The sequence below is a fragment of the Vreelandella aquamarina genome, assembly GCF_900110265.1.
Taxonomy (GTDB): Bacteria; Pseudomonadota; Gammaproteobacteria; order Pseudomonadales; family Halomonadaceae; genus Vreelandella; species Vreelandella aquamarina.
In genome coordinates this window covers 55,433-79,987 of record NZ_FODB01000002.1, presented here as the reverse complement: position 1 = coordinate 79,987, position 24,555 = coordinate 55,433, and the positions used below count along the sequence as shown (strand labels likewise).

The window sequence follows — 24,555 nt, the reverse complement described above, 5'->3', positions numbered from 1 at the left end:
GTAGCTCGCTAAGAGTTGCACTCCCTTCGTTTCGTATCTGCTTTACTAGGAGCTGTTGCATGAAGCGCTTGGTTCTTCCCTCGACACTATGGCTATGCTTAGTCGCGATGTTTTTTATAGGCCAGAACGCCTATGCGCAAACGCTGCCCGATTTCACCGAATTGGTGGAAGATGCTGCACCGGGCGTTGTGAATATCTCCACCAGTCGAACGGTTCAGCGTAGCCCGGCCATTCAAGGGTTTGGCGGCCAGGAAATCCCTGAAATCTTCCGTCACTTCTTTGGCGATAGTTTTCCGACACCCCCAGGCAGTAGCGGGGGAGGCAGTGAGGAGCGCCAATCGTTAGGCTCTGGCTTTATTATCAGCGCTGATGGCTATGTCATGACAAACGCCCATGTGGTGCAGGATGCCGACGAAATCCTGGTGCGCTTGAACGACCGGCGCGAATTGTCGGCTGAGCTGATCGGTAGCGATACTCAAACTGATGTGGCACTCCTGAAAATTGATGCTAACAATCTGCCAGTGCTTAATCTTGGCGACTCTGACGAACTGAAAGTAGGCGAGTGGGTCGCTGCCATTGGTTCACCGTTTGGGTTTGATCACTCGGTGACGGCAGGCATCGTTAGCGCGATTAACCGCACGCTACCCCGTGATGCCTACGTACCGTTTATTCAAACCGATGTAGCGATTAACCCTGGCAACTCCGGTGGACCGCTGTTTAATTTACAGGGGGAGGTCGTGGGTATTAACTCGCAGATCTTTACCCGCAGCGGTGGCTTTATGGGGCTTTCGTTCGCTATTCCGATTAACGTTGCTATGGATGTCGCCGATCAGCTTCGTGAAGATGGCCACGTTAATCGTGGTTGGCTGGGTGTCATGATCCAGCCGGTATCTCAAGATCTGGCTGAGTCTTTTGGCATGAGCAAAGCCATTGGCGCACTGATCGCCGACCTTGATCCAGAAGGCCCTGCGGCCCAGGGTGGCCTGCAAGCGGGAGATGTCATTATCGAAGTGAATGGCGAAGAGGTTGACCGTTCAAGCACGCTGCCTCGCTTAATTGGTCGTGTAGCACCTGGCAATGATGTCGAACTAACGCTAATGCGTGATGGCGAGCAAGTCTCAGAAACGGTAGAGCTGGGCAGCTGGCCCGATATGAACGAAGCAACATCGGCAGCCAATAGCGATAGCCAAGTACGCCTAGGTGTCGCAGTTGCTGAAGTGGATCAAGCAATGCGGGAGCGGCTGAACATCAATGGCGGCGTTGTAGTCAGTCAGGTAGAGCCTAATAGTGTGGCTGCCCAGGCGGGCCTGCGCGCTGGCGATATTCTGGTGAGTATTGATCACCGCAGCGTGGCGTCGGCAGACGAGCTAATGCGCATTGTAGAAGAGCTGCCCAATGACCGTGCTATTCCTGTGCGGCTATACCGTGATGGTCGTTCGTTGTTTGTGGCATTAAGACTCGAATAACCCCTCCTTGTCTTTACTCCAGTCCGGCGGTTCTCGCCGGACTGCTGTTCCTATCCCCCGCATATCGCTACAATAGCACTTATCTTTTGACGAACTTTGGCAATGCAGTGGTGCGGTCCTCGATTTTTTGCCCTTCGGCCTAGCGCCGCACCCCCACGCTTGCGTACCAATAAGGCAGAACACACTCGATGTCTCATGACGTTTCCAGCGGAAAGCTCAAGCATATTCGCAATTTCTCCATCATCGCGCATATCGACCACGGTAAATCGACGCTCTCTGATCGTCTGATTCAAACCTGTGGCGGTTTGACGGAACGTGAGCTGAAGGAGCAAGTGCTCGACTCCATGGATATCGAGCGTGAGCGGGGCATTACTATTAAGGCGCAGTCGGTAACGCTGGACTATACCGCTGCCGATGGACAGGTCTACCAGCTCAACTTTATCGATACCCCAGGGCACGTTGATTTCTCCTATGAAGTCTCGCGCTCGCTGTACGCCTGTGAAGGGGCGCTGCTGGTGGTTGATGCCGCCCAAGGGGTCGAAGCGCAATCGGTGGCCAACTGCTATACCGCTATTGAGCAAGGGCTGGAAGTCCTGCCGGTACTCAACAAAATCGATCTGCCCCAGGCCGACCCCGACCGGGTCGCCCAGGAAGTAGAGGAGATTATCGGCTTAGATGCGACCGATGCCTGCCAGGTATCAGCGAAAAGCGGTATCGGCATTGACGCGCTGCTAGAGCGCCTAGTGCGCGATATTCCGCCGCCCAAGGGTGACCCCGATGCACCTCTCCAAGCGCTGATTGTCGACTCCTGGTTCGATAACTACCTGGGCGTTGTCTCGCTGGTGCGCCTGTTTGACGGCACGCTGCGTAAGGGCGACAAAATTCGCATCAAGTCGACTGGTCGCGACTGGAACGCCACGGAAGTGGGTATTTTTACCCCGCTGCGCAAAGAGACCAATATCCTCCGTGCCGGTGAAGTCGGCTTTATCGTGGCCGGTATCAAAGAGATTCATGGGGCACCCGTGGGCGATACCATCACCCACACCAAGACCCCAGACGTGCCGCGTCTGCCAGGTTTCCAGAAAGTGAAGCCGCAGGTTTACGCTGGTATGTTCCCAGTGAGTGCGGACGATTATGAAGATTTCCGCGATGCCCTGGAAAAACTCGCCCTTAACGATGCTTCTCTTGAGTACGAGCCGGAAAACTCCGATGCACTGGGCTTTGGTTTCCGCGTAGGCTTCCTCGGCACGCTGCATATGGAGATCATCCAAGAGCGCTTGGAGCGTGAGTACGATCTGGATCTGCTGACCACCGCGCCAACGGTTGTCTATGAACTCGCCATGAAGAACGGCGACATCCAGTACGTCTCCAACCCCTCCAAGCTGCCTGATATGGCCGATGTAGAGCAGATGCGCGAGCCCATCGTGCGTGCCAGCATTCTGGTACCTCAGGAGTTTGTAGGTAACGTCATCGCCGAGTGCGAGCAGCGTCGTGGCACCCAGTTGGACATGCAGTTTTTAGGTAACCAGATTCAGCTGACCTATGAGCTGCCCATGTCGGAAGTGGTCATGGACTTCTTTGACCGTTTAAAATCCATCTCTCGCGGTTATGCCTCGCTAGAGTACAACTTCGAGCGCTTTGAAGCGGCGAAACTGGTGCGTCTCGATGTATTGATTAACGGTGATAAAGTCGACGCCCTGGCGGTCATTATCCACCGCGACCATGCTCACTCCCGCGGCCGTTTGCTGGTGGAAAAGATGAAAGAGCTGATTCCGCGTCAGATGTTTGACGTAGCGATTCAGGCAGCGATTGGTGGTCAGGTGGTTGCTCGTTCTACGGTGAAGGCTCTACGTAAAAACGTCACGGCTAAGTGTTACGGCGGCGACGTCAGCCGTAAGAAAAAGCTGCTAGAGAAACAGAAAGCCGGTAAGAAACGGATGAAACAGGTGGGGCGTGTTGAAATTCCCCAAGATGCCTTCCTTGCTGTGCTCAAGGTAAACGACTAGGGATACGAACCCCACATGGATTTTTCACTATTACTGGTACTCGCCGTTGCACTCTCTGGAGCCATTTATCTGCTGGATGTGCTGGTGCTTCGGCCAAAGCGCCGTGAGCGTGTGGCCAAAGCTGAAACGGCCACCATGGAAGGCCTGGATGCGCCAACTCGGGAAAAGCTCCTAAAAGAACCGTGGCCAGTCGATTACGCGCGTTCGTTTTTTCCGGTGCTACTCGTCGTGTTGGTGGTGCGTAGCTTTATCGTAGAGCCGTTTCAGATTCCCTCTGGTTCCATGAAGCCTACCCTGGAAATCGGTGACTTTATTCTAGTGAATAAATTTGCCTATGGGCTTCGGCTGCCTGTTGTCCATAACCGCTTTTTGGAGGTAGACGACCCTGAGCGGGGCGATGTGATGGTGTTCCGCTTCCCCGAAGAACCATCGGTGAACTTTATTAAGCGCGTGGTGGGCCTGCCCGGCGACCGTATTCGCTATGAGGGCAAGCAGCTCTATATCAACGGCGAGCCGGTTACCAAAGTACTGATTGAAGAGGGCCCGGAGCTCTCTCCCCAACAGCTACTGCTGGAAGAGCAGTTAGGCGAAGTCAGCCACTTTATTTATAACAACCCCCGTGACCCAGGCCCGCAAATGAGCGAAGTCGTCGTGCCTGAAGGCCACTACTTCACTATGGGGGATAACCGCGACCATTCCAATGACAGCCGCTACTGGGGCTTTGTGCCCGAAGATAACATTGTGGGCCGCGCGTTTGCTGTTTGGATGCACTGGGATGGCGGCCTGCCCAGCTTCACCAGCGTACGGCGTATTGAATGAAGCAGCATAATTTACAAACCGTTAGTGTGGTTATCTTAGTTAACGTCAATGACGTAGGAGCACTGTGAGTAATTCCTTAACCGCTTTTTGCCGACGAATCGGCCATACCTTTGGCGACCCAACGCTTTTGGAACTGGCCATGACCCATCGCAGCTACGGTGGTCGTAACAATGAGCGCCTGGAATTTCTAGGTGACTCTATCGTCAATTTCGTGATTGCCGAAGCGTTGTTTCAGCGCTTTCCCCAGGCGCGGGAAGGACAGCTTTCCCGCCTGCGTGCCCGCTTGGTAAAAGGCCAAACCCTCGCCGAACTGGCGCGGGAAATGGCGTTCGGTGAGTGTTTACGTTTAGGCTCCGGTGAGATGAAGAGTGGCGGCCACCGCCGTGAGTCAATTCTCGCAGACGCCGTGGAAGCCGTGATAGGCGCGATTTACCTGGATGCCGGTATGGATGCGGTACGCGAGCGCGTGCTGGCGTGGTATGCCGAGCGTCTAGAAAATATTTCGCTGCAAGATACCCAAAAAGACCCTAAAACACGCTTACAAGAGTTTTTGCAGTCGCGCCAAGCGGCGCTGCCGCGCTATGAAGTGGTCTCTGTAAAGGGAGAGGCGCATGCCCAGACCTTTACCGTGGAGTGCTACATCGAGCTACTAAGCGAGCATACCACTGGTAAAGGCCCCAGCCGCCGCCACGCTGAACAGCAGGCTGCGGCAGAAGCACTGTCCTATCTCGAACAACCCCCTGGAGACAAATCATGAGCCTAACCTGCGGATTCGTGGCCATCGTTGGCCGTCCCAACGTAGGCAAATCAACCCTCATGAATCGGATTCTGGGGCAGAAAATTTCGATTACCTCGCGGCGGCCACAAACCACCCGCCACCAAGTGATGGGCATTAAAACCGTTGAAGAGACGCAGTTTATCTACGTCGACACGCCGGGCATGCACATCATGTCCAAAGATCGCAACAAGGCCATCAACCGCTTCATGAACCAGGCGGCGACCCAGGCGCTTCGCGATGTGGACTGCGTGGTGTTCATCATCGACCGCACTCGCTGGACCGACGAAGACCAGGCCGTATTAAAGCGTTTAGAGCATGTGAAAGCGCCGGTAATTCTAGCGGTCAATAAGGTCGATCGTCTCCAGGATAAAGCCGACCTGCTGCCTTGGCTGGCCGAGGTAGGCGCACGCCGTGAGTTTGCTGCCGTTGTGCCCATCTCCGCCAAGCACGGCACTCAGGTAGAGACCCTGGAGGAGGAAGTCGCCAAGCACTTGCCGGAGAGCATCCACTTCTTCCCAGAAGATCAAATCACCGACAAGAGCCTGCGCTTTATGGCGGCCGAACTGGTGCGTGAGAAAGTCATGCGCCAGCTAGGTGACGAACTGCCTTACCAGATGACGGTCGAGATCGAAGAGTTCCGCGAGACCGAGCGCGTCACGCACATCAGTGCGCTGATTTTGGTGGAGCGCCAAGGTCAGAAAGTGATTTTGATCGGCGAGAACGGCGACCGGATCAAGAGTATTGGCCGTGAAGCGCGCCTGGATATGGAGCGTGCGCTGGGTACTAAGGTCATGCTGAATATGTGGGTGAAGGTGAAGCGCGGCTGGTCGGATGACGAGCGGGCACTGAAGAGCCTGGGTTACGATCTCGATTGAGCACCGCCATGACCGCCGAGCCTGCGTTTCTGCTGCACCGTCGGGCATATCGTGAAACCAGCGCGCTGGTCGACTTATTAACGCTCAACCATGGCCGCATCCGGGCGGTTGCCCACGGCGGCCAGCGGCCCGGTTCTAAATCTCGCCAGCGGCTGCAGCCGTTCACCCCGCTATTTGTGTCATGGCGGGGAGAGCGAGAGTTAAAACGGTTAACGTTGATGGAATCGCGAGGTCACACCGCGCTGCTGGCAGGCGAAGGCCTGCTGTGTGGTCTCTACGCCAATGAAATTGCTACTCGCTTACTCCCGCTTGAACTGGCCGCCACCGATGTCTTTGCTTTTTATAGTGCTTTGCTAGATGCGCTGCCGGTACCTGCGGAGAGGGGCTTGGCGCTTAGACGCTATGAGTGGGCGCTATTGGAGGTGCTTGAGGCCACGCCGCGTTTTTGTACCCTTGAAGGCGGAGCGCTGGACCCGCACCAACGCTATCGCTTTGATGCTGACAGCCGTGCTTTTGTGGCAGCGGAACAGGGTATTGAAGGTCGCACCTTACGCTACATAGAGCAAGGCGACTGGCAGCCTACGGGCTTAGCGAGCGCTCTGAAAGCGGTCATGCGGGCAGCGTTGGCCCCCCATCTTGGCCCAACGGCATTACGTTCTCGCGAGCTGATGCTAGATTTAGCCCGCCGCCGTCATCGTTAGTGAACCACCGTTACTATTGATCGCGATAACGACCTATCGCTGCTTATTGATTGGAGACCCGCTATGCATCCCCCACGGATATTACTCGGCGTTAACATCGACCATATTGCCACGCTGCGTCAGGCCCGTGGCACTCGTTACCCTGATCCGGTTCAGGCAGCGCTGTTGGCGGAAGAAGCTGGAGCCGATGGGATTACCGTCCACCTACGCGAAGACCGCCGCCATATTCAGCCTCGTGACGTGCGCCTGCTGGCGGAGGTGCTCAATACGCGCATGAATCTTGAAATGGCGGTCACCGAAGAGATGCTGGCGCTGGCAGAAGAAGTGCGCCCGGCCCATGTGTGCTTGGTGCCCGAGAAGCGCGAAGAGCTGACCACCGAGGGCGGGTTGGATATCGTCGGCGGTTTCGATCATATCGCCAGTGCTTGCCAGCGTCTCGCTGCGATTGGCTGCGATGTATCGCTGTTTATCGACCCGGATGAAGCACAAATTGATGCGGCCAAGCGCGCAGGCGCGCCTACCATCGAGTTACACACCGGAGCCTATGCAGAGGCAAAACCGGGGAGTGCCGAGGCCAACGCCGAGTATGACCGCCTCAGCGCGGCGGCGGTACACGCCGTATCTCTGGGCTTGGTGGTCAATGCTGGTCACGGGTTGCACTACCACAATGTGGAAGCCATTGCGGCGCTACCCGGTGTTAATGAACTGAACATTGGCCACGCGATCATTGCCCGTGCGCTGTTTGTCGGCTTGAAAGAAGCCGTGCAAGAGATGAAACGACTAATCATTGCCGGGCAAGAAGCGGGCTTAATGGCTGCGCTTGATGCCCACGAGCACGAACATGACCACGATCACGGCGACAGTCACCACTGCTGCGGCCATTAACATGATTGTGGGAATTGGCTCGGACATTGCCCGAGTTGAGCGTTTTCGCCAGGCCGTGACGCGTCACGGCCCGCGCTTTGCTCAGCGTATCTTAGGGCCCGACGAACAGGCGGTGTGGCAGGAGAAGGGACAAGCAGTCGCCTATCTTGCCAAGCGCTTTGCGGCGAAAGAGGCTTTTGTGAAAGCCCTGGGCCTTGGGCTTCGCCAGGGGATGCAGTGGGGCGATATTCAGGTACTCAATGATGCCCTGGGGAAGCCCAGCCTTAAACTGAGCGGTGAAGCGCAGCGGCGGTTCACCGCCAGCGGGGCGACCGCCGCGCATATTACGCTGAGTGATGAAGCCGACTACGCCGTCGCCTTTGTGGTGTTAGAGAACTAACCAGCTGCCCCCGATGGGGCAGTTAGTTCACCAGCGAAGCTCGCTCTTGGCTAAGGCGCGTCATGGCGACGTATAGCTCGTCAAGCAGTGCCTCTACATGGCGTAGGCCACTGGTACGCAGGCGCGTTTCTAGGGTTTCCACCAACAGGGCTAGTTCTGGTGCGCCGCAGTAGCGGCTGGCTCCGTTTAGTCCATGCACCCAGTCCAGTAGCGCCGTTAGATCGCCTGCCTGAAAGGCGTCGCGTATCTGCTGCTCGCTCTCCGGCAGGCTGTCAATGAGCCGTACCAGTTGCTGCTTGGCTAAGGTCTCCCTGCCTCCTGCCAAGCGTGCTCCTAGCATCAAATCGACCGCTGGCAGCGAGCTAGGGGGAGCGGTGGGAACCTGTGACTGACGAGTGGAAGCTGCTTCAGTAGGGGCTGCTTTTCGTGGTGCAATTCCTAAAAAGCGCTGCAACAGCTGTTGTAGCTGGGCATCGTCGATGGGTTTGATCAGCACATCATCCAGCCCTTCGGCCAGCCACTGCTGCCGTTCAGTGCTCAGTACATGGGCCGTCACGGCAATAATAGGGCAGCGCGCCCAGCTATTATTGATACGCCGCAGCGCTTGTGTGGCCTGTATGCCGTCCATCCCCGGCATGCGGATATCCATCAATACCATATCGGCAATTTGGTGGCGCGCAAACTCCAGTGCTTCTTGGCCGCTTTCTGCTAGCACAATGTGTAGCGTATCGCTCTCCAGCATCGCTTTTAACAGTTCACGGTTTGACGAGTTATCGTCGACAATCAAAATTGTTAGGCGAGGGGCAAGCGGCGGTTTGCTGACTGCTTCACTGGCAAGGGGGAGTGGTTGCAGTTGCAGCAACTGACGCAGGGTGGTCACAAGCTGCGTCCGAGTAAACGGTTTGCACAGCATTTCGCTGCCGTAGGGAAATTCCCACGTGGGTAGGTCAAAGCTAGTAGTATTCGCCAGAATAATGACCGGGCAGGGAGTTTGCGCAATCACAGACTGCCAGTACGCTTTGCGATCCCCTTCAAAGTCACTCTGCGCCAGACATAGCATCAGCAGCGATTCATTGCCGGCATTAATAAACGAGACTGGGCGCGCGCCCCAGCGTACTAGTAAATGCTCTAGCACATGGCGAGTGGGCGGGTGCGTTTCGTGAAGGCGAATAGTGGGGTTATCCAGCGTCAGCTCCGGCGGGCGCTCGGCCGCCTGGTGTGCCATAAGAGGCAGAGTGAAGGAGAAAGTCGACCCCTTACCCAGCTCGCTCTCAACTGAGATTTCACCCCCCATGCGCTGAATCAGCTGGCGGCAGATGGTAAGCCCCAAACCGCTGCCGCCGAACTGACGGGAGTGACTGGGTTCGGCTTGTGAAAACGCGCTGAAGAGCTGCTGCTGGTGCTCGTCGCTTAAACCAATGCCGGTATCGCTCACACTAATATGCAGTACGACATGCTGGCCCTCTTGGCTATCCAGCATAACGCGGATGATGATCTCGCCTTCGTTGGTAAATTTTAGTGCGTTGCCTAGCAGGTTGTTCAACACTTGATGAATGCGTAACGGGTCGCCGCATAAGGGAGTCGGCACATCGTCGTATACCATGGCGACCAAGTGCAGCTGCTTGCGCTGTGCTTCAGGGGCGTGCAAGCCAATAATTTCGTCAACCAGGGCAACAATATCGACATCGACCTCTTCCAGAGTCAGCCGGTCGGCTTCCAGTTTGGAGAAGTCCAAGACATCATTCACCAGCATCAGTAGGTTATCGCAGGCGCGGCGAACGTGCTCCAGCCACTCTTCTTGCCGGGTGTCGAGGGATGAACGGCCCAGCAAGCGGCAAAAACCAATAATGCCGTTGAGCGGTGTGCGGATCTCGTGGCTCATATTGGCCAGAAATTCGGATTTAACAGCATTGGCGCGCAGCGCGCTGCGGTGAGCAAGGTCTAGCTTGATATTCTGCTCTTCGATGGTTTCCATCGACTCCTGCAGCTCACTGGTGGCCTGCTCAATCTGGCTCTGCATATCCCGCTGGGCTTGCTGAAAATGTTCGGCTAAACGGTTGATATGATCGGCCAGCTGCTTTAGCTCGGTGGGCTTGGCCGATGATATTAGCAAGCTGTAGTCGCCACGCGACAGGCGATAAAGTGCCTGGTTAGCCTCTTCGATTGGACGGGTAGCATAGCGGCTAATGGCAAATGCGATTAAAAATAGCAGTAACCCCAGCAACATACCGCCAAGGCTCAGGCTTGCAATAAGCTTATAGCGCTCAAGCGTTAGGGTGCGGGTATCCATCTCAGCCTCTAACCACCCGTTCGTCATGCGCAGGGTGTCGCTGCTGCCCAGCGGCACCCGCAGCCGCCAGGCGTCCTCTTCCATGGTGATGGCCGTTGCCATTGGCGCATCCAGTCTAGGCGGTGGCATAGAGCTACCTAGCACCAGCAGACGGTTGCCCTGTTCATCAAACAGCGTCACGGCTCGCAGCCCGCGATGCTCCAACAGCTGCCTAGCGAGCTTTTCAAGGCGCTGTAAATCCCCGTCGGCCATGGCATCGCCTAAGCTGGGAGCCATCAACTCACCAGCGCTGATTAAGCGCTCTTTAAGCTCGTCGCGTCCTCCCAGGTCGCTCTGGATAACAAGCAATATTGCCATAACGGCGTAGACCAACAGTGGGAAACCAAGCAGAGCAAACAGCAGACGCGTGTTTAATGACATGAAAGAAGCTCGTTGAATCTAGTAGGTTGCCTGTCCAGTCACAGGCAGCACCGATATAATGCAGCATAACGGTTACGATAAGGAATGTTCGATGAATTATCCCACGCTTGAAGATGTGGTCGGCAATACGCCCTTGGTTCGCTTGAAGCGAATTACCGCTGGGAAGAACAATACGCTGCTTGCCAAACTCGAAGGCAATAACCCCGCGGGCTCGGTGAAAGATCGTCCCGCGCTCTCTATGCTGAGTGAAGCGGAAGCTCGTGGGGAAATTTCCCCAGGGGATACGTTAATTGAGGCGACTTCCGGCAATACCGGCATTGCGCTTGCTATGGCGGCGGCTCTAAAAGGGTACAACATGACCCTGATTATGCCGGAAAATGCTTCCGCCGAGCGCAAGCAGGCCATGGCGGCCTACGGCGCTAAGCTGATTACGGCCAGTAAAGAAGGCGGTATGGAAGAGGCTCGTGACATCGCAGATGCCATGATTGCCCGGGGTGAAGGTAAGCCGCTCAATCAGTTTGCTAATCCAGATAACCCGCTGGCGCACTACCGCACTACCGGGCCAGAAATATGGCAGCAAACCGGCGGTGAAGTGACCCACTTTGTGAGCTCAATGGGCACCACGGGCACCATCATGGGCGTGTCACGCTATCTTAAAGAGCAGAACAGCGCGATTCAGATTGTGGGCTTGCAGCCCGCTGATGGGGCCAGTATCCCCGGCATTCGTCGCTGGCCTAAAGAGTATCTGCCAGCGATTTTTGAAGCGCCGCGCGTGGATACCACCCTGGATATCGGCCAGCAAGAAGCGGAAGCGCATATGCGCCGCCTAGCCCGAGAAGAGGGCATTCTGGCAGGCGTTTCATCTGGCGGAAGCCTAGCGGGTGCGCTGCGCATTGCTGAACAAACCGAAAATGCGGTCATCGTGTTTATTGTCTGTGACCGTGGTGATCGCTATCTCTCCACGGGCTTATTTGCCCCGGAGGTATAGATGGCTATGTTGGGTAAGCGGCGGCCGCCTAGGCCCGCCTCCGGCCACTCTGGGCTGGCACGTCAGCCAAGCGGCAACGGCAAGGCGGCCAAGAGTGCGGCTACCACTAGCGACTTCTCGGCGCCGCTGGTGATTGAACGGTTAGCCCACGATGGCCGTGGCGTTAGCCATAACCCGGCGGGTAAAACCGTGTTTGTCGACCAAGCGCTACCGGGCGAACAGGTTGAGGTGGCGATACACATCACCCGCAAGCGCTTTGATGAAGCGCATGTGAAAGCGCTGATGACTACCTCGCCCCAGCGGGTGACGCCGCCTTGCAGCCACTTCGGACACTGCGGCGGGTGTGATTTGCAGCATCTGGCGGTGGATGCCCAGCGCGCCCACAAGCGTGAAGTCGTTAGCGAATTAATGGCGCGCCAAGGCATACCGCTTGGCGAGGTGGCGGCGATTTCTGGGCACCAGGAAGGTTACCGCCGACGGGCGCGGCTAGGTGTTAAAGTCGACGCTCAGGGAAGTGTTCGGCTAGGTTTTCGTGCCGCCAACAGCCACCGGCTGGTGGATATCGACCACTGCCATGTATTGGTACCTGCCCTTCAAGCACTGATAGTCCCACTAAAGCAACTGCTTACTGAACTGGATGCACCCCGCGCGGTAGGGCATATTGAACTGCTGGCGACGCCCCAGGCTACGGTGGTGCTGGTCAGGCAGTTAAAAGAGCAGCCGCAGGATTGGCAGCGCTGGCAAGGGTTTGCTGACCAGCACCAAGTGAGATTAGGCGCATGGTTAGGGCGTGAGTCACCGTCCTTGCACTGGCATGGTGCAGAGCCTGTGTTGGAAGAGCGCTTTTCGCTGAGTGCGCTTGGTGTGTCGCCCGCGCAGGAAGACGTTGGTCCTGAACTGGTACTGCAGTTTGCGCCAGGTGACTTTTTGCAGGTAAATGCCGAGGTCAATCAAAAGATGGTGTCTCAGGTGGTAGCATGGTTAACGCCAGCACCTGGGATGCAGCTACTCGACCTGTTTGCCGGGATGGGGAACTTCAGCCTTCCTCTGGCCGCTGCAGGCGCCAGCGTGCACGCGGTAGAAGGTAACACCGCCATGGTAGAGCGCCTTGGCACTAACGCAGCGCTGAACCAGCTCAATGTGAGCGTTCAACAGGCAGATCTAAACGATGCAATAGCGGTAAAAACACTGCTTCGCGAGCGTTCGGTGGATGCGTTGGTATTAGATCCCCCACGCAGCGGGGCGGAAGCTATCTGCCAAGCGGTTGGCCGCCACCGGATACCCAAGGTGGCCTATGTTTCCTGCGATCCGGCCACGCTAGCCCGGGATGCGGCACACCTTGTGCATGCGGGGTATCGTGTTAAGCAAGTCGCAGTAGCGGATATGTTTCTGCACACTGCCCACATGGAAACGTTAATGCTGTTTGAATACGCGGGCTAGTTTGCCCTTTGCAGCGAGCATTGGTGGCGGCGGTGTGGAGGCCGTCACCCAGAAAGGATGAGTGAACGTCATGGTGAAAGTGCGTGAAGACCAACCGCTGACAGAAAGCGGAAAGGTGGACATACAACAATGGTTAACGCGCCTTCAAGAAGATGTGCGCCTACGTGAACCCGAGCGTTTGCAGGAAGCCTGCGAGCTTGCCGAGCAGTTAGATCGGGAAGCGCCTCGAACCCATCGCGTGTGGCTGTCGCCCGGCTCCAGCTTCCGCATGGGGCTTGAGATGGCGGACATCCTCGCCGACCTGAAGCTCGACCAGCCAGCGCTAGAGGCGGCCGTGCTTTACCGCGCCGTGCGGGAAGGGCTGCTGAGCCTGGAGGCGGTGACCAAACGCTTTGGGGATGAAGTCGCCAAGCTCATCGATGGCGTTCTGCAAATGGCCGCCATTAGCTACCCGTTGGCACCCAACCATGGCATGAGCCAGCACAACCAGCAGGAAAACCTGCGCAAAATGCTGGTGAATATGGTGGGCGACGTGCGCGTTGCCCTGATCAAAATTGCCGAGCGCACCTGCGCGCTGCGCCAAGTCAAAGACGCTCCCCGTGAGAAATGCTTACAGGTCGCCAGGGAAGTGGCGGATATTTACGCGCCTCTGGCCCACCGCCTGGGTATTGGCCAGATCAAATGGGAACTGGAAGATCTCTCGTTTCGCTATCTCCACGAGGACGAGTACAAGGCGATTGCCAAGCTGCTGGCAGAGAAGCGCCTGGACCGCGACCGCTATATTCACGATGTGGTCGAAACCCTCAAAGGCCTGATGGAAGCCCAGCATATTCACCGCTACGACGTGAGCGGCAGGGCCAAGCATATCTACTCCATCTGGCGCAAAATGAAGCGCAAGCGGATCGATTTCTCCCAGGTACACGACGTGCGCGCCGTGCGTATCCTGGTGCCGGAAGTCACCGACTGCTACACCGTGTTAGGCATCGTCCATTCCCGCTGGCACCACGTGCCCAACGAGTTTGACGACTACATCGCCAACCCCAAGAAAAACGGCTATCAGTCGCTGCATACGGCGGTACTCGGGCCGGAAAACAAGGTGCTGGAGATTCAGATCCGCACTTTTGCCATGCACGACGAGGCAGAGCTTGGGGTGTGTGCCCACTGGCGCTATAAAGGCCACGATACCAACGCCAAGAGCCGCAGCTACGAAGAGAAAATCGCCTGGCTGCGCCAAGTATTGGAGTGGCAGGACGAAGTGGGCGGCTTTGGCGACCTGCGCGAAGGCCTCTCCAGCGATGTCGCCCCAGACCGCATCTACGTTTTTACCCCCGATGGGCACGTTATCGACCTGCCGCGTATCGCCACGCCGATCGATTTTGCTTACCGGGTGCATACCGAAATTGGCCATCGCTGCCGAGGTGCCAAGGTTAACGGTCGCATCGTCCCGTTGACCTACAAGCTGAAAACCGGCCAGCAAATCGAGATTCTCACTGCCACCAAAGGCGGCCCCAGCCGCGACTGGCTCAACCCCAGCTTAGGCTACGTGCGCACCTCCCGGGCGCGGGCAAAAATTCAGGCGTGGTTTAAGCATCAGGCCCGCGACCAGAACCTGGACGAAGGGCGCACGCTGTTTGAGCGTGAAATGCGCCGCCTGGATGTGGAAGGGCTGGACCTTGCTAAGCTCGCCAAAGCCGTCAACTACCAAAACGCCGACGATATGTACGCGGCGCTGGGGGCGGGCGACCTGCGAATTGGTCAAGTGCTGCACCAGGCCCAGCAACTGTTTGGTGAAACCGACGACCAAGAGCAGCTCGATCGCCTGCTAGCCAAACCCCGCCGCCAGCCCAGCAAGGCGACCCAAAGCGACATCACCGTGCTGGGCGTGGGCAACCTGAAAACCAGCATGGCCAACTGCTGCCGCCCGGTACCCGGCGAGCCGATTGTCGGCTTTATTACCCAAGGGCGCGGCGTGACCGTTCATCGCCAGGACTGTCCCAACATTCTCCAATTGCGCATGGAAGAGCCCCAGCGCATTATCGAGGTGGAGTGGGGCGAGCGGGCCCACACCCGTTACCCGGTGACCATCGAGATTCAAGCCTGGGACCGCTCCGGCCTGCTGCGCGATGTGACTGGTCTCTTGGGTAATGAAAGGGTCAATGTGCTAGCGGTCAACACGCTTACGGATACCGACGAGGGCATCGCCCGACTGAGGATTACCCTGGAAGTCGATGGCCTTGAATCCCTGGGCAGGCTGTTCTCGCGTATTCAGCAGTTGCCCAACGTGACCGAAGTGCGTCGCCTGCGTAACGCCGATCCCGAGAAAAGTGCCCGTAAAGGAGGGGCCTGATGCGTCATACCCTGGAGGATTTGCTCACCCTAATGGCCGTGCTGCGCGACCGAGAGCAGGGCTGTCCATGGGACATCAAGCAGGATTGGGACAGCATCGTGCCCCACACGCTGGAAGAGGCTTACGAAGTGGCCGACGCCATCGAGCGTCGCGCCTTCGATGAACTGCCCGGCGAGCTCGGCGACCTGCTTTTTCAAGTGGTCTATTACGCCCAATTTGGCGCAGAAGAGCAGCGCTTCGATTTTCACGATATCGTCGATACGCTGACCGCCAAGATGCTGCGCCGTCATCCCCATGTGTTCCCAGACGGAACGCTGGCGTCCCGTCGCCCGCCCGGCGTCAGTGCCGAAGAAGTCAAAACCCAACAGGTGAATAGCCGCTGGGAAGCGCTCAAAGCGGACGAACGCGCCGAGCGGGCTACCGAAGCCCCGTCGGTGCTAGATGATGTGCCTAGGGCGCTGCCCGCCCTAAGCCGCGCGGCCAAACTCTCCAAACGCGCTGCCCGAGTGGGCTTTGATTGGCCGGATGCCCGTGGCGTGCTGGACAAAATCCGCGAAGAGCTGGATGAAGTCGAAGAGGCGCTGGCGGCAGGCGATAGGCTGCACGCCCAGGAAGAGGTCGGTGACCTGCTGTTTGCCGTCACCAATTTAGCCCGCACCCTCGGGGCCGACCCCGAACAGTGCCTGCGTAACACCAATACAAAATTTGAGCGCCGCTTTCGCTATGTGGAACGCGCGCTTGCCGAGGCAGAGCGCCCGCTAAGCGAGGCCTCGCTGGACGAAATGGAAGGCCACTGGCAAGCCGCTAAAGCCCAAGAACAACGCTAATTTCAAAATCATCAACGCGACCCCGCAAGGAGGCCACGCCCATGAGTCATGATTTACACGAATCCCTGCGCGACAACGTGCGTATCCTAGGCGATAGCCTGGGAAGAACCATTGCCGACGATTTAGGCCAGTCGTTTGTCGATAAAATCGAAACCATTCGTGCCCATGCCAAGCGGGGTCGCCAGGGCGACTCACTGCAGCAGCGCCAGTTGATAGAGTACCTGCGCCAGCTTCCCGAGCGCGACCTCTTACCCGTTACCCGCGCCTTTAACCAGTTTTTGAACCTGGCTAACATTGCCGAGCAGCACTACCGGGCACGGTTCCGTCGGGTGGAGGATTACAAACCCGGTTCGCAGCCCGCGCTAGGGGAGCTCTTGGGGCGCGCTCAGCAGGCCGGTAACTCGCCCCGCAAGCTGGTGGAAACCCTGGCTAATATGCGCGTCGAGCTCGTACTGACCGCTCACCCCACCGAGGTCATCCGTCGTACGCTGATCCAAAAATACGATGCGATCGATGAGTGCTTGACTGCGATCGAAAGCTCCGAGGATTACCCCGAGCGTGGTGCCCGCGCCCAAGGCCGTTTGGAAGAGCTGATCAGCCAGGCGTGGCATACCGACGAGATTCGCCACGAACGCCCCACACCGGTAGACGAAGCGAAGTGGGGCTTTGCCGTCATCGAGAACTCGCTGTGGCAGGCGGTGCCGGATTTTCATCGCGACCTGGATAACCTGCTGCTGGACACCGCAGGCGAGCGCCTGCCGCTGGATGCCGCGCCGATTCGCTACGCCTCCTGGATGGGTGGCGACCGCGACGGCAACCCGAATGTCACCGCCAAAGTCACCCAGGAAGTGCTGCTGCTAGGCCGCTGGATGGCAGCGGATCTCTATCTGCGCGATTTAGAACAGCTCAAAACCGAGCTCTCCATGTGGAAAGCCAACAGCGCCCTAAAAGCCGAAGTGGGCGATGTGGCGGAACCCTACCGGGAGCTGCTCAAACGGTTACTAACCAAAATGGAAGCCACCCGCGACTGGGCAAAAGCGCAGCTGGATGGCCGCAACTACGATGGCGGGCCGATTATTGAAACCCGCGACCAAATTTACGCGCCGCTGCTGGCCTGCTACCGCTCGCTGTGCGACGTGGGGCTGGATACCATTGCCAACGGTGCGCTGCTGGATACCCTGCGCCGCGTGGCCGTGTTCGGCGTCACGCTGACCAAGCTCGACCTTCGCCAGGAAGCCAGCCGCCACGCCCAAGTAATGGAAGAACTCACCAGCTCCTTAGGCCTAGGCCACTACCAAGAGTGGAGCGAAACCCAGCGTCAGGAGTTTTTGCTGGCGGAGCTTGAGTCTCGCCGCCCGCTGATACCCCGCCGCTGGGAGTGTTCGGCGGAGTCCCGTGAGGTCATCGACACCTTCAAGGTGATCGCCCAGGAGCATGCAGAAGCGCTGGGTACTTACATTATTTCCATGGCCGCCGAGCCTTCGGATGTGCTCACCGTGGCGCTGTTGATGAAGGAAGTGGGGGGGCAAGTCTCGTTGCCCATTGCACCGCTGTTCGAAACCTTGAACGATCTGGACCACGCGGGGGATGTGATCGACAAACTACTGGCGCTGCCCGGCTATCGCGCGTTGGCTAAAGACCGCCAAGAGGTGATGATCGGCTACTCCGACTCCGCCAAAGATGCGGGGCAATTGGCCGCTGCCTGGGCGCAATACCGTGCCCAGGAAGCCCTGGTCAACGTATGCGACAAGCACGGTGTTGATCTGACGCTGTTCCACGGCCGTGGCGGTACCGTTGGCCGTGGGGGCGGTCCGGCCCACGCGGCGATTCTCTCCCAGCCGCCTGGCTCCGTGAACGGCAGCCTGCGGGTGACCGAGCAGGGCGAGATGATTCGCTTTAAGTTCGGCCAGCCGGATATCGCGCTGCGTTCCATGGAGATCTACGCCTGTGCGGTGCTGGAAGCCACGCTATTGCCACCGCCCGCGCCGGAACCCCACTGGCGCGAAGAGATGGATCAACTGGCCAAGGTGGCCCATGCGGCTTACGTGGGTGTTGTACGGGAAGATCCCGACTTCGTCCCCTATTTCCGTGCGGTGACGCCGGAGGGCGCGCTGGGTAGGCTGCCGCTAGGCTCGCGGCCGACCAAGCGTCGCCAGGATGGTGGTGTGGAAACCCTGAGGGCGATCCCCTGGATTTTCGCCTGGACACAAATCCGCCTGATGCTGCCCGCTTGGCTTGGCAGCGGCGAAGCCTTCTCCCTCCGCCTGGAACAGCCCGGCGGCCGTGAAGTGCTGCAAGAAATGCGCACCCAGTGGCCCTTCTTTGGCACCTACCTTGATATGTTAGAGATGCTGCTGGCCAAAGCAGACGTGGCGATTGCCGCCTACTATGAGCACCGCTTGGTGGACGAACCCTCGCTAAAAGCGCTGGGCAAAAAGCTCCGCGAGCGCTTCGAGCGGCTGGAAGACGTGGTGTTAGATATTCTTCAGCAGGAGAAATTGCTGGAGAACACGCCATTGATTCGTCAGGCGATTGACGTGCGTAACCCTTACATCGACCCGCTGCACGGCCTGCAAGCCGAGCTTTTGCAGCGTAACCGCGATGCCGACGGCGCGATTAGCCCGGATCTCTCCCGCGCGTTAATGGTCACCATGGCGGGTATTGCGGCTGGCCTGCGTAACACCGGCTAAGCTGAAGACAGCCCACCAGCGCCGCTACCGATGGGTGGCGGCGCTTTTCTTTATGTCCAGTGTTGGAGGCAGAAACATGACCACAGACGCTCAGGCCGTGCTGGCATTCTGGTTTCAGGAGTTGTCGCCAGCCCAGTGGTTTAAGAAAGATGCCCAAATCGACCAACAGATTATCGATCGCTTTGGGCGCTACCCGCATCGCAATGCGGTCTTGGGCAGAGCCTCGACTCCGGAAGAGGTCGAGTTCCTCAAGCAGCCCGGCTCCTCTTTTTAACGTTTATTTAGGCTATATGGCGATTTATGTCGTTACGAAAATCTACCCGTATCAATAAATACATCAGCGAAAGCGGCCTCTGCTCCCGCCGGGAGGCGGACCGCTTTGTCGAGCAGGGCAATGTGTGGATCAACGGCCGCCGGGCAACCACTGGTGACCAAGTGGTCGCGGGGGATCGGGTAAAGGTCAACGGCCAGGAGATTGAGCCGCAGGAAGAGGAGGATTTAGTACTGATCGCGCTCAACAAACCGGTGGGGATTGTCAGCACCACGGAGTCGGCAGAAAAAGACAATATCGTTGAGTTTGTGAAGCACGGCACGCGTATTTTCCCCATTGGGCGCTTAGATAAAGACTCCCAGGGGTTGATCTTTCTCACCAACAACGGCGACTTGGTCAACAAAATCCTGCGCGCCAACAACAACCACGAAAAAGAGTACGTGGTGACGGTCGATAAACCGATCACCAACGAGTTTATTGCCGGTATGCAGGGCGGCGTGCCGATCCTTGGGCAGATGACCAAAAAGTGTCAGGTGGTTAAAGAGTCCACCTTTGTGTTCAATATCACGCTAGTGCAGGGGCTCAACCGCCAAATTCGCCGTATGTGCGAATACTTTGGCTACGAAGTGACGCAACTGGTACGTACGCGCATCATGAACGTCTCGCTGAAAGGGCTGGCGCTGGGGGATTGGCGTGACCTGACGCCCAAAGAGATCGAGACCATTGTTGCCCTCACCGAAACCTCAGATGTAGCGCCTGAGAAGAAAACATCTGAGAAGAAAGCACCTGAGAAGAAAAAAATCGCCCGACCCAACTACAGCGGCGGTAGAAGTAGCGCGCAGGATAAAAAGACGGCAGCAAAACGGGCCTCTTCAGGTGCCGGCGCGGGTAACAAAGCCCGCAAGGATCCCAAGGCAAAAGGGGCCGCTGCTGGTAAGTCAGGCGGCAAAGGAGCAGCGTCAGCGGGAAGACCGGCCACTAAAGGAAAGGGGAGGCCCGGGAGCCACTCTAGCGGCAAACCGGGCGCGCGTAAGGGCGCGATAAAGGGCGGCCGCCCCAGCGGGGGTAAAGCTGCCTCCGGTAAGCCGCCTTCCCGGCGCAAGTAGTTCTCCATGACAGAGATGCCAACTTATATGAGTTACCTACTGGCGTGGTATGCGACGGCCAGCGTGATTACCTACGTTCTCTATGCGTGGGATAAGCGGGCCGCGATTAAACAGCGCCAGCGGGTGAGTGAGAAAACGCTGCACTGGCTGGCGCTGCTAGGCGGTTGGCCGGGGGCATGGTGCGCGCAGCAGCAGCTGCGCCACAAGACCCAAAAAACCAGCTTTCGACGCGTTTATTGGGCCACGGTGCTGCTCAATATTGCAGTGTTAGGTGGTCTTGTCGCGGTTATGCCACTGCGTTAGGGGCAAATAGGAAGTTAGCGATGAGCTCTTTGCCGCCCTCGGTGGCAAACGACTCCGGGTGAAACTGAATGCCGTGAATTGGGTAGTCACGGTGCTTTACGCCCATCAGCTCAAATTCACCCGCTGCCTGCCAGCGGCCGCGCTCAGCAAAGTTGTCGGCGGTGAGTGCACCTACTGTGGCGGTCACTTCTAGGCACTCTGGAAGTGTCGCCGCATCGGCAATCAGTGAGTGGTAGCGCATCACTTCAAGCTGGTCGGGCACGCCGTTGAATACCGATTGGTTATTGTGATTAATGGGGCTGATTTTACCGTGCATTGGCAGCGGCGCTTTGACCACCTTGCCGCCAAACACATGCACAATCCCTTGCATGCCTAAGCAAACCCCCAGCAGTGGCGTGGTTTTGCCCAGCTTCTCAATCACCTCGGCACATACGCCAAAGTAGCGCGGGTCATCCGGCGAGCCTGGGCCAGGCGAGATAATAATGCGATCCGGCGCCATGGCTTCAATCGCTTTAAAATCAATCTGGTTATTGCGCTTCACCATGATCTCAAAATGAGGCAGCTCGCCGCGATTCTTCTCCGTGGTCAGAATCTCACCAATAAACTGGTAAAGGTTATAGGTGAAGGAGTCGTAGTTATCGATGATCAGCACCTTCATGCGGGGCTCTCCGTTTCCGTATCCATAAAGGGGGCTAAGGCCTTGCGGGTGCCGGCGAATTTGCGGCGAATCTCTTCGTACTCATCCTCGGCGTTGCTGTCGTACACGTTGCCGCCACAGGTTTGCACGTAAGCGCGCTCGCCGTTGACAAACACAGTGCGAATGGGGATCGCAAAGGTGCAGTCGCCGTTGAAGGAGAACTGACCCACCGCGCCGCCGTAGGGGCCGCGCCCATCGGTTTCCAGATCGTCGATGATTTTCATCGCCTCGATTTTGGGCGCTCCGGTGAGCGTGCCTGCCGGGAAGTTGCTGGCCAGCGCGGTGAACATGTCTTCGCTCTCGGCAATAATGCCGACGATCTCGCTCGAAATGTGCTGTACGTGGCTGAAGCGCTTGATATCCATCAGGCTGCGCACTTTGACCGTCCCAAACTGCGCCACTCGACCAATATCGTTGCGGTGCAGGTCCACAATCATGTTGTGCTCAGCGATCTCTTTGGGGTCGTTGAGCAGCGCGCGGGCAAGCTGGGTATCTTCTTGGGGCGTTTGGCCGCGCAGGGTGGTGCCCGCCAGCGGGAACGTCTCCATCTCGCCCTGGCGCAGGCGGAACAGCAGCTCGGGGCTCGCGCCAATCAACTTCTGTTCGCCAAACTTCACGTAGTACATCTGCGGCGAGGGGTTGATGGTACGCAGTTGGTCGTAAAGCGCCAGGGTGTCGCCCTGAATGCGAAAGCGCTTTTTAAAGCCCACTTCGCACTGGAAAACCTTACCGTCGATAATGTCCTGCTTCACCTTGGCGACCGCTTCGGCGTGCTCGGCTTTGCTCATGGTGTCGCCCAGCGCGGTAATGTGCAGCGGGCCTGCTGGCTCGTCGTCGGCGTCGATCAGCGTCTGCAGAAACGCGTAACGGCTATTATCGTAATAGAAGTAAGTGACTTCCCCGGTCATCTTGTCGAGAATCAGGCCGTCTTTGTACAGCCCAAAGCGGAACGTATCGAAGTCGTCGCTGGCTTTCAGCGTCAGCGAAGGCTCGAAGTACTGCATGGCGTCGTAGCCCAGATAGCCGCTGAGGCCGCCGGCGTACTTGCGGGAAATGATGTTCTGCGGAATCAGGCTGCGCAGCAGCTCGTAGGGGTTCTCGCTGGTGTACTGCTCGGCCTGACCGTCGCGGTTTTCGATGGTCAGCGTGTGGCCATTGGCGTACAGCGTATATTCGGGGTCGAAACCAATGATCGAGTGGCGCGCCATGTGGCTATCTTCGCCTAGCGACTCCAGCATGTAGCAGGTGTCGAAGCGGCGCTCGATTTTCTGAAACAGGGCGAAAAAGTCGCAGTCTGCCGCCAGCGTCACGTAGTGGGGTTTACGGGGCAGTGTAAACGGCGTTGGGCCAGGGGTGTTGGCCTGAGTGTGAGTGCTCATAAAGGGTCGTTCCGTGATGAAGGTGACTGGTTCAGTGCGCGAGAGCCCCTGGATACCGTGGCAATACCGACCCCGAGGGTGTCGGCAATCTTGCGGTGGGGCACCCCTTCGTTGAGCAGCTTGAAAATCTGCAGGCGCTTGCTGATTTCCTGGTACTCCGCTGGGGTCAGCAGGCTGGCCAGCGCAGCGTCCATGGCCTCGGGGGTCTCGATGGCCACCAGATGGCGTACCAGCTCAGTCTGATAGTGTGACGGAGAGAGGGGCATGAGTGAGTCACCAGCGGTCGATGTAATCCGTGTTAATGTACTAGTACGCTAGTACATTAACACGGATAAACGCCGAGTCAAGAGACATCTCGGCTGGCAGCATCGAAAACTGGGATTAAAACGGCAGGTGTAGCGAAGCGCTGAGCATATTGAGGTGGCTGAGCGTGGCTGCATCGATACGCTCGTACTCGAAACGGCTGATCAACCGGTTGATGGTCATGGTGGCGCCGAAGCCTTGCAGTAGCGCCGTGCCGCCATCATCGGCCTGGGGCTGGTACGCTTCACCACGCCACTCGGTGAAGCCGGACTTGGCATAAATGCTGACGGCGCCCATGCGCACGCCTGCCACCAAGGCGCCACCCAGGCTCAGGGTGTCCATGAGCAGCGGGTTCATCTGGGAAGTAATGGGGACTTCTTCACTTTCGCGATAGGCGATCTCGGCACCGATATCCAGCCGGGGCAGCTGTTCGGGGCTGAATCCCGCGGTCAGCCGAAAGCCGGTGGTGTTGGTGTCCAGGCTGCTCAGGTCGCTGCCTTCCAGCACCACACCGTTATCGAGGCGCATCCATTCGCTATTGGGGGCTGCATAGGAGAGAGCAGGAGCGTCATCATCGGCCAAGGTGGCTTCTAGGGGTAGGAGCGTGCCGAACAGACTCAAGAGCAGGGTGCTTGCCAAGCGGTTCATTGGCGTTCCTCTTGTCCTTTCTTGTTGACGTTATCCCTAACAGACTAGCAACGGGCGCTGATTTCCACCACGTTAATTGCGCCGTTGGCCAAATTTTCTAGCAAATTTTTTCCCATCTGCACAAACCTCTCACCGAACACCCATTGCGGCGAAAGCACAGCGGCATGCGCTGCCTGCTCTTTTTGCCGCTGGCGCTGGCGCCATTCAAGTGCCGTGTCGCTCCAGTCTTCGCAGTGTCGAATATCGAAGCCCGCCGTTTGCAGTCGCTGTGTCAATGCCGCCAACGTCAGCAAATGCGAGTGTGTCGGCCCTTCTGCCCAGGGCACCGGAAAACGCAGTGCCTCGCAGTGAGGGCCGCTGACCACCTCATGCATCACCAGCTGCCCGCCGGGGCGCAGCACGCGGCGGCACTCGGCCAGTACGCGTGCAGGATCGGGCATATTCATCAGGCTGTGTTGGAACAGCACAGCATCGAAGCTGGCATCACTAAACGGCAGTGCGCAGGCATCTCCCGTCACACAGCGCAGAGTGCCCGCTGATGAATCGTTAGGAGGCTGTGTCATTGCCAGTTCGCTGATGGCTTGATTCAGCACGTTAAAGCGGTGGGTAATATCCAGTCCGGTGAGATGAAAACCCAATGCGGCCCCCTGGCGCATCAATCCCCCCAGCCCTGCGCCAATATCCAGCGCCATAGGGGCGCTCTGATCGAGCAAATCCAAGAGCCTTTTTGATGCGGCGATACCGCCAATATGCAGCTGGTCGAGCGGTGCTAATTGATGCAGCGTGGGGCCATCGGGGTAGTGGGAGCTCAGTTGGTTAAGGATATCCTGGTCGCGCAGCGCTTGATGGTAGTGGTGGGCGAGGGAAGTAGGCATGGGGAGCCTCGGTTGGGGCTAGCGTCTCAGGATCAGAACAACCCTGGCGAAGGCCGCCGCTA

21 protein-coding genes and 1 pseudogene are annotated in these 24,555 nt (G+C 57.7%); 16 read left to right on the top strand and 6 right to left on the bottom strand.

All coding sequences use genetic code 11. The features are described 5' to 3' along the window. Positions 1–59: 59 nt before the first annotated feature. The 8 genes from BMY49_RS01050 to acpS all read left to right on the top strand — a co-directional run bounded on the left by BMY49_RS01050 (position 60) and on the right by acpS (position 7,909). Entirely contained in the window at positions 60–1,466 is a 1,407-nt protein-coding gene (locus BMY49_RS01050; protein WP_089674567.1) for a DegQ family serine endoprotease, read from the top strand. A 188-nt stretch (positions 1,467–1,654) separates the two neighbouring features. Beyond that, a complete protein-coding gene (gene lepA, locus BMY49_RS01045; RefSeq protein ID WP_044628377.1) occupies positions 1,655–3,472 on the top strand; it encodes a translation elongation factor 4 in 1,818 nt (605 codons plus the stop codon). A gap of 15 nt (positions 3,473–3,487) precedes the next feature. Further along, complete coding sequence (gene lepB / locus BMY49_RS01040) at positions 3,488–4,291, top strand: signal peptidase I (protein WP_058578049.1); 804 nt, start codon at positions 3,488–3,490, stop codon at positions 4,289–4,291. 64 nt (positions 4,292–4,355) lie between these two features. Continuing rightward, positions 4,356–5,048: a ribonuclease III gene (rnc, locus tag BMY49_RS01035; RefSeq protein ID WP_058578050.1), complete on the top strand. Its 693-nt coding sequence runs from the start codon at positions 4,356–4,358 to the stop codon at positions 5,046–5,048. Then, positions 5,045–5,944, top strand: coding sequence for a GTPase Era (era, locus tag BMY49_RS01030; protein WP_089674564.1), 900 nt, complete (start codon positions 5,045–5,047; stop codon positions 5,942–5,944). Before rnc ends, era begins: the two co-directional genes overlap by 4 nt. A gap of 8 nt (positions 5,945–5,952) precedes the next feature. Then, positions 5,953–6,645, top strand: a complete 693-nt coding sequence (gene recO / locus BMY49_RS01025) for a DNA repair protein RecO (RefSeq protein WP_074210493.1) — start codon at positions 5,953–5,955, stop codon at positions 6,643–6,645. 63 nt (positions 6,646–6,708) lie between these two features. Then, positions 6,709–7,530: a pyridoxine 5'-phosphate synthase gene (pdxJ, locus tag BMY49_RS01020; protein WP_044628372.1), complete on the top strand. Its 822-nt coding sequence runs from the start codon at positions 6,709–6,711 to the stop codon at positions 7,528–7,530. Position 7,531: 1 nt separating this feature from the next. Next, on the top strand, positions 7,532–7,909 hold the full coding sequence (gene acpS, locus BMY49_RS01015; protein ID WP_089674577.1) for a holo-ACP synthase: 378 nt from the start codon (positions 7,532–7,534) through the stop codon (positions 7,907–7,909). 22 nt (positions 7,910–7,931) lie between these two features. Here acpS and BMY49_RS01010 read toward each other — a convergent pair whose 3' ends face one another. Next, entirely contained in the window at positions 7,932–10,619 is a 2,688-nt protein-coding gene (locus BMY49_RS01010) for an ATP-binding protein (protein WP_089674562.1), read from the bottom strand. 91 nt (positions 10,620–10,710) lie between these two features. Between BMY49_RS01010 and cysM the strand changes: the two genes are divergently transcribed. The 8 genes and pseudogenes from cysM (at position 10,711) to BMY49_RS00970 (ending at position 20,591) form a co-directional block, all read left to right on the top strand. Beyond that, complete coding sequence (gene cysM / locus BMY49_RS01005) at positions 10,711–11,607, top strand: cysteine synthase CysM (RefSeq protein WP_044628370.1); 897 nt, start codon at positions 10,711–10,713, stop codon at positions 11,605–11,607. Beyond that, positions 11,608–13,047 carry a 23S rRNA (uracil(1939)-C(5))-methyltransferase RlmD gene (gene rlmD, locus BMY49_RS01000; RefSeq protein ID WP_089674561.1) on the top strand — a complete coding sequence of 480 codons (1,440 nt, stop codon included), beginning with the start codon at positions 11,608–11,610 and terminating at the stop codon, positions 13,045–13,047. It abuts the gene before it with no gap. A 70-nt stretch (positions 13,048–13,117) separates the two neighbouring features. Then, positions 13,118–15,394: a GTP diphosphokinase gene (gene relA / locus BMY49_RS00995; protein ID WP_089674559.1), complete on the top strand. Its 2,277-nt coding sequence runs from the start codon at positions 13,118–13,120 to the stop codon at positions 15,392–15,394. Next, positions 15,394–16,221, top strand: a complete 828-nt coding sequence (mazG, locus tag BMY49_RS00990) for a nucleoside triphosphate pyrophosphohydrolase (protein ID WP_089674557.1) — start codon at positions 15,394–15,396, stop codon at positions 16,219–16,221. The genes relA and mazG overlap by 1 nt, the downstream gene beginning before the upstream one ends. A gap of 41 nt (positions 16,222–16,262) precedes the next feature. After that, positions 16,263–18,911, top strand: coding sequence for a phosphoenolpyruvate carboxylase (ppc, locus tag BMY49_RS00985; RefSeq protein ID WP_089674555.1), 2,649 nt, complete (start codon positions 16,263–16,265; stop codon positions 18,909–18,911). 169 nt (positions 18,912–19,080) lie between these two features. Continuing rightward, a pseudogene (locus BMY49_RS18125) lies at positions 19,081–19,185 on the top strand (DUF924 family protein); the annotation flags it as partial. Between the two features lie 26 nt (positions 19,186–19,211). Beyond that, on the top strand, positions 19,212–20,288 hold the full coding sequence (gene rluF / locus BMY49_RS00975) for a 23S rRNA pseudouridine(2604) synthase RluF (RefSeq protein ID WP_089674552.1): 1,077 nt from the start codon (positions 19,212–19,214) through the stop codon (positions 20,286–20,288). Positions 20,289–20,315: 27 nt separating this feature from the next. Continuing rightward, positions 20,316–20,591 (top strand): DUF1294 domain-containing protein, encoded by a 276-nt coding sequence (locus BMY49_RS00970; RefSeq protein WP_054640823.1) that lies wholly within the window; start codon positions 20,316–20,318, stop codon positions 20,589–20,591. On the opposite strand, the gene BMY49_RS00965 is transcribed toward BMY49_RS00970, so the two are convergent. The 5 genes from BMY49_RS00965 to BMY49_RS00945 form a co-directional block, all read right to left on the bottom strand. Next, on the bottom strand, positions 20,575–21,249 hold the full coding sequence (locus tag BMY49_RS00965; RefSeq protein WP_054640824.1) for an anthranilate synthase component II: 675 nt from the start codon (positions 21,247–21,249) through the stop codon (positions 20,575–20,577). The two genes, BMY49_RS00970 and BMY49_RS00965, sit on opposite strands and share 17 nt — an antisense overlap. Further along, the gene (locus BMY49_RS00960) at positions 21,246–22,667 is read right to left on the bottom strand and encodes an anthranilate synthase component I family protein (RefSeq protein ID WP_089674551.1); all 1,422 of its coding nucleotides are present in this window, start codon (positions 22,665–22,667) and stop codon (positions 21,246–21,248) included. Before BMY49_RS00960 ends, BMY49_RS00965 begins: the two co-directional genes overlap by 4 nt. After that, positions 22,664–22,933, bottom strand: a complete 270-nt coding sequence (locus BMY49_RS00955) for a Trp family transcriptional regulator (protein WP_089674550.1) — start codon at positions 22,931–22,933, stop codon at positions 22,664–22,666. Before BMY49_RS00955 ends, BMY49_RS00960 begins: the two co-directional genes overlap by 4 nt. A gap of 115 nt (positions 22,934–23,048) precedes the next feature. Further along, positions 23,049–23,618, bottom strand: a complete 570-nt coding sequence (locus BMY49_RS00950; RefSeq protein ID WP_058578062.1) for a hypothetical protein — start codon at positions 23,616–23,618, stop codon at positions 23,049–23,051. 44 nt (positions 23,619–23,662) lie between these two features. After that, positions 23,663–24,493, bottom strand: coding sequence for a class I SAM-dependent methyltransferase (locus tag BMY49_RS00945; protein WP_089674549.1), 831 nt, complete (start codon positions 24,491–24,493; stop codon positions 23,663–23,665). Positions 24,494–24,555: the final 62 nt, after the last annotated feature.